We start from the raw sequence: 6,559 nt of genomic DNA on the forward strand, positions 1-6,559 counted from the left end.
GGCGAAGGCTTTGAGCATTACAAAGAGGTTATGTGTGATTTGGGGTACAGCAATGGTTATCACTACGCACCGCACGATAACATCGTGAGAGAACACGGCAACGGTGGCAAGTCCCGGTGGGAAGCCGCAAAGCAAATCGGGATAAACTTCATCCGGGTGCCCCGGGTAAAAAACAAGATGGATTCTGTTAACGCCGCCAGGCGGTTCCTGGCCATATGCTGGTTCGACAAAGTCAACTGCTCCAAAGGCATTGACCGGCTTGAGGGGTACCGGAAGGAGTGGAATGACAAGCTGCAAACGTATAGAGATAAACCATTGCACGATGAAAATTCAAACGGTGCAGACGCATTCCAGACCCTGGCCATGGGGCATGACTTCCAGGTTGGGATGGGGGCGGTTATCCGGATACGGAAGACGCCGGCCGGCGGGTGGACATAAGAGGAAAGGAAGTACAAATGCTTAAAATGATCCCTAATCAAGTTCTGGACGCCCAGGAGGCGGAACAGGCCAAAGCTGAGGCAGAAGCGAAAAAACGCCAAAAGCGCCCGGTTATCACCTCACTTGCCGGGTATGTCCGGGATTGCTGGGAGGCGGCGAAAGAGGCCAAGCAGAGCATAGAGCGGGAGATGATTGATTCTCTGCGGCGCCGCAACGGTATTTATCCACCTGACAAGCTGGCCCAGATCCGGGAACAAGGCGGTAGTGAGATTTTTATGATGCTCACGGATGAAAAATGCTCGGCGGTGACCAGCTGGCTTGCCGACCTTCTTTTTCCTGCCGGGGATAAGCCCTGGGGTACTAAGCCCACACCTGTGCCAGAGTTGAACCAGGCCCAATTGGGTAAGATCCAGATGCAGGTTCAGCAAGAATTCATGCAGGAGATCATTGCCCAGCTTAAAGCGCAACACCACGCCGAGGTGGTCCAGGCCATGCAGTCCGGTCAGATCCAGACAGATGAGCAGGCAAAACAGTTCTTCATGCGAAAGGCCCAGGAGATGTTTGATCCAAACCAGATTAATCAAATGTTCTTGGATCGGGCCGAGGAAATTGCCCAGGGATTGCGCATGGAGATGGAGAAGGCCGCGAAGAACGCCCGCGACCGGATTGAGACCAAACTCCATGATGTTGTGATTGAGGCCAATTGGGAAGATGCAGTGCATGAAACCCTTGATGACATCACCACGTTTAAAGCCGGTATCACAAAAGGGCCTGTCCTTCGTCGAAAAAAGAAACTTAAATGGGCGGCACAGAACCAGATGGTCGGTGCCGATGGTATGGACGCCGGGTTCCAGGGAGCGCAGAATGCCGTCGTGGAAGTTGTCGAAGAAGTCTCCATGGACTTCAACCGGGTTTCCCCTTTCGATATTTACCCGCTGCCGAACGCCCGTAAGCCGGAAGACGGGATCATCGAGCGACACCGCTTGACCCGGAAGTATTTGACCAGCCTGATAGGGGTCAAAGGGTATGATGATGACGCAATCCGGATGGTTCTGCAGGAATACGGCCAGGCTGGGCAATCAACCTGGCTTTCCATAACCAACGACCACACCCGCCAGGGACTTGAAAACCGACCGAACGAGTGGCGTAGCCCGGAGGCATTGATAGACGCCCTGCAATTCTGGGGAAACGTCCAGGGGCTTAAACTGCTGCAATACGGCATGACAGCAGACGAGATCGAGGACCCGTTTGCGGATTATGCGGTTGAGGTGTGGCTGATCGGTAATTATGTGATTAAAGCCGAGATCAATGGCGATCCGCTGGGTCGGGTGCCGTATCATTTTGCTTCTTTTCGGAAAAGGAACGGTTCCATCTGGGGAGCCGGGGTGCCTGAGATCATAAAGGATTCACAGGACGCATGTAACGCGGCTGCCCGGGCCATGATAAACAACATGGGGATTTCATCCGGGCCCCAGGTCATAGTGGATGTTTCCCAGCTTCCTCCAGGAGAAAATATCACCAACCTATATCCGTGGAAAATATGGCAGGTTAACTCAATGCAAGCCATGGGGGCGAACGCTCAAACGCCATTGAGTTTTTTTATGCCCCCGTCCGTTGCCGGGGAACTCATGCAGATTTACCAGCACCACTCATCCGAGGCCGATAATAAAACCGGTATTCCAAAATACACCTACGGCGGGGGTGAGAGCAAAGGCGGTGCTTTAGGGACTGCGACCGGGTTCTCTATGATGATGGGCAATGCAACCCGGGGGATCAAGAACGTAATCAGAAATATCGACAACGGCATAATCAAGCCCAGCATCGAGCGAACGCATGAATTTCAATTGTTGTTCTTCAATGATCCGGAATACCACCAGGGCGACATCAAAATTATTGCCCGGGGCTCCACTGCCATGGTTGCCAAGGAGCAGGCCGCGGTGCGGCGCAATGAACTATTGCAGATCGTTGTTGGTTCCCCTGCCGTTCTGAACATCGTCGGGGAGACCGGCCTGGCATCAATGCTTCGCGAGATATTCAAGGCCGGGGATTTTAAGGATGACGACATTGTTCCGGAAAAGCGGGAAATGCTTCAAAGAGAGCAGGCAGCGGCGCAGCAACAACAGTTGATGATGGCACAGCAGGAACAAATGAATCAGCAAACTGATCCTGCCGGGAACGTGGCCGGCGGGAGAGATGCGAGGACGGTGTAAACATGAAGATCAACATTCCAGACCCATGCCCCTTGAATCAGCAGATGTATAATGAAGACGGTAGCCGTTGGTTTGTCTCCAGACTGATCGAAAAAACCAAGGACCTGCCGGTGCAGGAGATGCCAATAACAGGCTTAAATATATACAACCTATGTCCAAGCAGCAAAAACATGCGTGAATTTGTCGGTCACATTCAAAAGGTTCTTGATGCGGATTTAACATACCCAATCATTCTTGATGATGAGGGGTATGTTATGGACGGTCGGCACCGTATTGCCAAGGCCCTGCTTGAAGGGCATGAGTCCATTAAATTTGTCCGGTTTGAGAAAACGCCTGGGCCGGATATTGTAGGAGACGAAAACAAATGAGCAAACTCCACCAAGACACCACCCTGGGAGACCTGGCCGGAATGGACCGGGAGAACTTCGCCCATGTGGACAACAAAGAGGCCAAAACCTATAAGTTCCCTTCTGCGAGGGCGGCAGGATTGTTTATGGCCAAAGCGTATGACAAGGCCCTTCGCTCCCTGGGGGTGAAGATTCGCCCGGGCATGGACGCCAAGCGGATTGATCGCATGCTTGTCTCTAAGGGGGTGAGGGTTGAGCATAGAGAATACCCACCTGATGAAAAGACATATGTGTCTGGATTTTTCTTCTACAGGTTCTCGGAGGACAGTGAACAGTCCACCCGGGAACTTGCCTATTTTGTTTCTAATCCGTTTACCAGCACGGGCGGGAACATCAAAAGACTTTTCCGCGACTTTTATGTCCGGACAAATGTTAAGGGGTGTGTATGATTCTTGACGACAACGAAAGGAAAAGGATTACGAAAGAAGCTGCAGAATCTATGATTCGGCTTCATCATAACCCGGACTTTCAGGCATACCAGTTGTATCTGAAGATGTATTTGAACAACACCCGTGCAAAAGGGGATAATCTCATCTCACCAAATAAAGAGTGGAACCAGGGCTGGTGCCAGGCTTTAACTTTTATCATCGACCTTCCAGATTCAACCTGCAACGCTTTTTTACCAAAACGGCAATAACTTTCATTCTTCACCTATGCGGCGCTTTATTGTGCGCCGTTTTTTTTTATTCGATCAAAACAAAGGAGAGGAAACCACCCGGCCGCCCCTTTATTATTTTCTCATCTGGACACCGTGCATAAGCGCAAATGCGCGGCCCAACTTAATTGACGGGCGACACCCTTTAACAGGACCGCCGAAAGGATGACGATGAGTCTACCAAAAGCAGTGCAAGAGGCCGCAGCAAGATCGGAGGCCCTTGCCAAACAGCTTAGAGAGGGAAAACCCCAGGCCGAGGAAGCCGGGACTACTTCACCGGAACAGAAGCCGGATGAAACCCCGGACGGCGATAACAGGGATACTTTGCCGACCCAAGCCCAACAGAAACCGCCGCAAGATCCGCAACCGCCGCAACCGAAAGAAGACGAAGAGACCTATAAACAGAGGTATTTTACCCTGAAAGGCAAATTCGATTCCGAGGTTCCACGGCTGCGGCACGAAAACCAAAGATTGAACACGGTTGTTCAGGACTTGCAAAATCAAATTGTGCACTTGCAGGACCAGCCTGCAGCAAATTCAAAACAACCTGGTGATGATCCAGAGCCCGGTTTAAATGCAGATGCGTTTGAGGAATATGGGCCGGAGTTCGAGGCCTTAGCCCGCACAGTTCAGGCATTGCAGCAGGAGAACAGTCGGTTAAGGGGGCGGATTGAAAACCTGTCTGGTGATTTTCAGCAGACACAGGAGCAGACCGCCGCCACAGCCCGGCAAAATTACATGGGGCAAGTTGTCTCCCATGTTGCCAAGGCTGGTGTCGATTTTCAGAATCTCAATACTGACAGCCAGTTCCTCAACTGGCTGCGGCAGTTCCCGGATGGCGAGTTTGAATCACGCCATGACAAACTCCGACGCGCAGAAGCAAACATGGACCTGGAAGCCACCAAAGGAATATTTGACGAATATCTGGGCAAGCCCCAGGCACCCGAACAACCCAAACAGCCGATGCCGAATATCCAACCCAGCACATCCACGCCAGGGACTGATGTGAACCCACCCAATCCTGCCGTGAACGAGCGGCAATGGACACGGGCAGACATCAGCAAATTTTATGAAGACAAGATAAGAGGCGTTTACAACGGGCGTGAAGAAGAGGCCCGTGCGATTGAAATGGATATTCATTCCGCTGCCGGGGAGGGACGGATAAGGGGGTAGCCCGTCGGAGGTTACTATGGTTTATCCTATTGATTCCGGTTTAGGCGCATATGCCGCCGGGAATGGCTTGTCAGGGACCTATATCCCGGAGATCTGGTCCGGCAAGCTTATTGAGAAATTTTACGCCGCAACTGTTTTTGCGGCCATTGCCAATACGGATTATGAGGGGGAGATTTCCTCCTACGGCGATAAAGTCATTATCCGGACAGTTCCGGATATCACCATTAACGACTACGAAATCGGCAAGAGCCTGAATTACGAGCGGCCCAGCTCAGGCAATGTTGAACTGCTGATCGACAAAGGTAAATACTACGGCCTGGCCATCAACGATGTTGAAAAGAAACAGGCCGATATCGACTATGTTTCAAAATGGGCCGAAGATGCCTCAGAGCAGATGAAAATCAAAATTGACACCGGTATTCTGGCAGATATTCCCAGTGATGCCGGAGCCGGTAACTACGGCACAACTGCTGGAAAAATTTCAGGCAATATTGATCTTGGGGCAACAGCCGCTGATGGATCAAATGCCGTGGTTATCGACAAGACAACCATCGTTGATAAGATGATTGAATGCGGCCAGGCATTGACAGAGCAGGATGTCCCTCAGACAAACCGCTGGTTCGTTATACCCGCATGGGCCGCCTCCCGGATTAAAATGTCAGAGCTGTCCGAGGCGTCCTATTCTGGAGATGGCGTTTCAATGAAGCGCAACGGCAGAATCGGCGTGATTGATAACTTTGAAATTTACGTTTCAAACAATGTCATGAGTGCCACCGAGGGGGCCGTTAAATGTTACAGCCTGCTGTTCGGGCATAAATCAGCCCTGACTTTTGCAAGCCAGTTGACGGAAAACGAAATGATCCCGAATCCCAACGACTTCGGTCAGCTTATGCGTGGCCTGCAGGTTTACGGGTATGAGGTCATCAAAAACGAATCCATGGGACACTTGTACGCCAAGGCTGCCTGATTCTAATTGCAATATTTGACCATCGGGAGGGTGTAAAAAAGCCCTCCCTTAACCCATCTTTGTAAAGGATCCACATGTCCAACAACCGCTTCCTTAAAAATCCGAAAACAGGTCAGATCCTTCATTGGAATCCTTCATTGGCCAAACGCTCTGATCTTTCTGCGTGCCCCCCGCCTTGGGAAACGGATAAAAGGCTGGAAGATGATCCTGTACAACTCCCCGGCACCGGCGGAGACATGCAACTGGCCGCCACAGATACTCCTCCCGATGAGCAGGCCCTGGCCGCCAAAAAAGAAAAAGGCGAGGCCCTGATTAAAGAATGGTTCGGCAGGGATGTGTCCAAAGTTTCGAAAGAAGATTTGCGGGATTTTGCCATGAAAAAGGAGCTTTCCGACCCCACCGGTACCAAACTGGAAATGGTGTTTCAGATTGCCCACGGGCTCAATCAGGGTGAATAATGACCTATTCAGCGAATACTGTTATTCCAACAATAAAAAAATTTATTCATGATCCGGATGAAACAATCTGGAGCGTAGGGGATCTTTGTAAGCACGTTACGGAAGCGCAGCACCTGATCGCATCCCTGCGCCCGGATGCCACGGCAACGATGGTGAGCCATACCGTTTCGATGAGCCCGAAACAGACCTTGCCGGTGAACGGAGTCCGCCTCTTGGATGTGCCGATGAACACCGACGGGGCCCCGATCCGA

8 protein-coding genes and 1 pseudogene are annotated in these 6,559 nt (G+C 51.4%); all 9 read left to right on the forward strand.

The window, feature by feature from the left end:
• Positions 1-438 (forward strand): annotated as a pseudogene (locus AB7U36_RS15895) (hypothetical protein); the annotation flags it as partial.
• A gap of 26 nt (positions 439-464) precedes the next feature.
• Positions 465-2,648: a portal protein gene (locus AB7U36_RS15900; RefSeq protein ID WP_428160685.1), complete on the forward strand. Its 2,184-nt coding sequence runs from the start codon at positions 465-467 to the stop codon at positions 2,646-2,648.
• A 2-nt stretch (positions 2,649-2,650) separates the two neighbouring features.
• Positions 2,651-3,016, forward strand: coding sequence for a hypothetical protein (locus AB7U36_RS15905; protein WP_428160686.1), 366 nt, complete (start codon positions 2,651-2,653; stop codon positions 3,014-3,016).
• Entirely contained in the window at positions 3,013-3,444 is a 432-nt protein-coding gene (locus AB7U36_RS15910; protein ID WP_428160687.1) for a hypothetical protein, read from the forward strand. Before AB7U36_RS15905 ends, AB7U36_RS15910 begins: the two co-directional genes overlap by 4 nt.
• A complete protein-coding gene (locus tag AB7U36_RS15915) occupies positions 3,441-3,692 on the forward strand; it encodes a hypothetical protein (RefSeq protein WP_428160688.1) in 252 nt (83 codons plus the stop codon). Before AB7U36_RS15910 ends, AB7U36_RS15915 begins: the two co-directional genes overlap by 4 nt.
• A 189-nt stretch (positions 3,693-3,881) precedes the next feature.
• Positions 3,882-4,883, forward strand: a complete 1,002-nt coding sequence (locus AB7U36_RS15920; RefSeq protein ID WP_428160689.1) for a hypothetical protein — start codon at positions 3,882-3,884, stop codon at positions 4,881-4,883.
• Between the two features lie 16 nt (positions 4,884-4,899).
• Positions 4,900-5,850 carry a hypothetical protein gene (locus AB7U36_RS15925; protein WP_428160690.1) on the forward strand — a complete coding sequence of 317 codons (951 nt, stop codon included), beginning with the start codon at positions 4,900-4,902 and terminating at the stop codon, positions 5,848-5,850.
• 74 nt (positions 5,851-5,924) lie between these two features.
• Positions 5,925-6,308, forward strand: coding sequence for a hypothetical protein (locus tag AB7U36_RS15930; protein WP_428160691.1), 384 nt, complete (start codon positions 5,925-5,927; stop codon positions 6,306-6,308).
• Positions 6,308-6,559, forward strand: a 252-nt coding sequence (locus AB7U36_RS15935; RefSeq protein ID WP_428160692.1) for a DUF6682 family protein, incomplete at its 3' end; no start/stop codon positions are given. The genes AB7U36_RS15930 and AB7U36_RS15935, both read left to right, overlap by 1 nt.

The organism is Desulfobacter sp. (genome assembly GCF_050177295.1).

Coding starts and splice junctions, on each gene's coding strand:
- AB7U36_RS15900 (WP_428160685.1), top strand. CDS start 465: ATGATCCCTAATCAAGTTCTGGACGCCCAGGAGGCGGAACAGGCCAAA.
- AB7U36_RS15905 (WP_428160686.1), top strand. CDS start 2,651: ATGAAGATCAACATTCCAGACCCATGCCCCTTGAATCAGCAGATGTAT.
- AB7U36_RS15910 (WP_428160687.1), top strand. CDS start 3,013: ATGAGCAAACTCCACCAAGACACCACCCTGGGAGACCTGGCCGGAATG.
- AB7U36_RS15915 (WP_428160688.1), top strand. CDS start 3,441: ATGATTCTTGACGACAACGAAAGGAAAAGGATTACGAAAGAAGCTGCA.
- AB7U36_RS15920 (WP_428160689.1), top strand. CDS start 3,882: ATGAGTCTACCAAAAGCAGTGCAAGAGGCCGCAGCAAGATCGGAGGCC.
- AB7U36_RS15925 (WP_428160690.1), top strand. CDS start 4,900: ATGGTTTATCCTATTGATTCCGGTTTAGGCGCATATGCCGCCGGGAAT.
- AB7U36_RS15930 (WP_428160691.1), top strand. CDS start 5,925: ATGTCCAACAACCGCTTCCTTAAAAATCCGAAAACAGGTCAGATCCTT.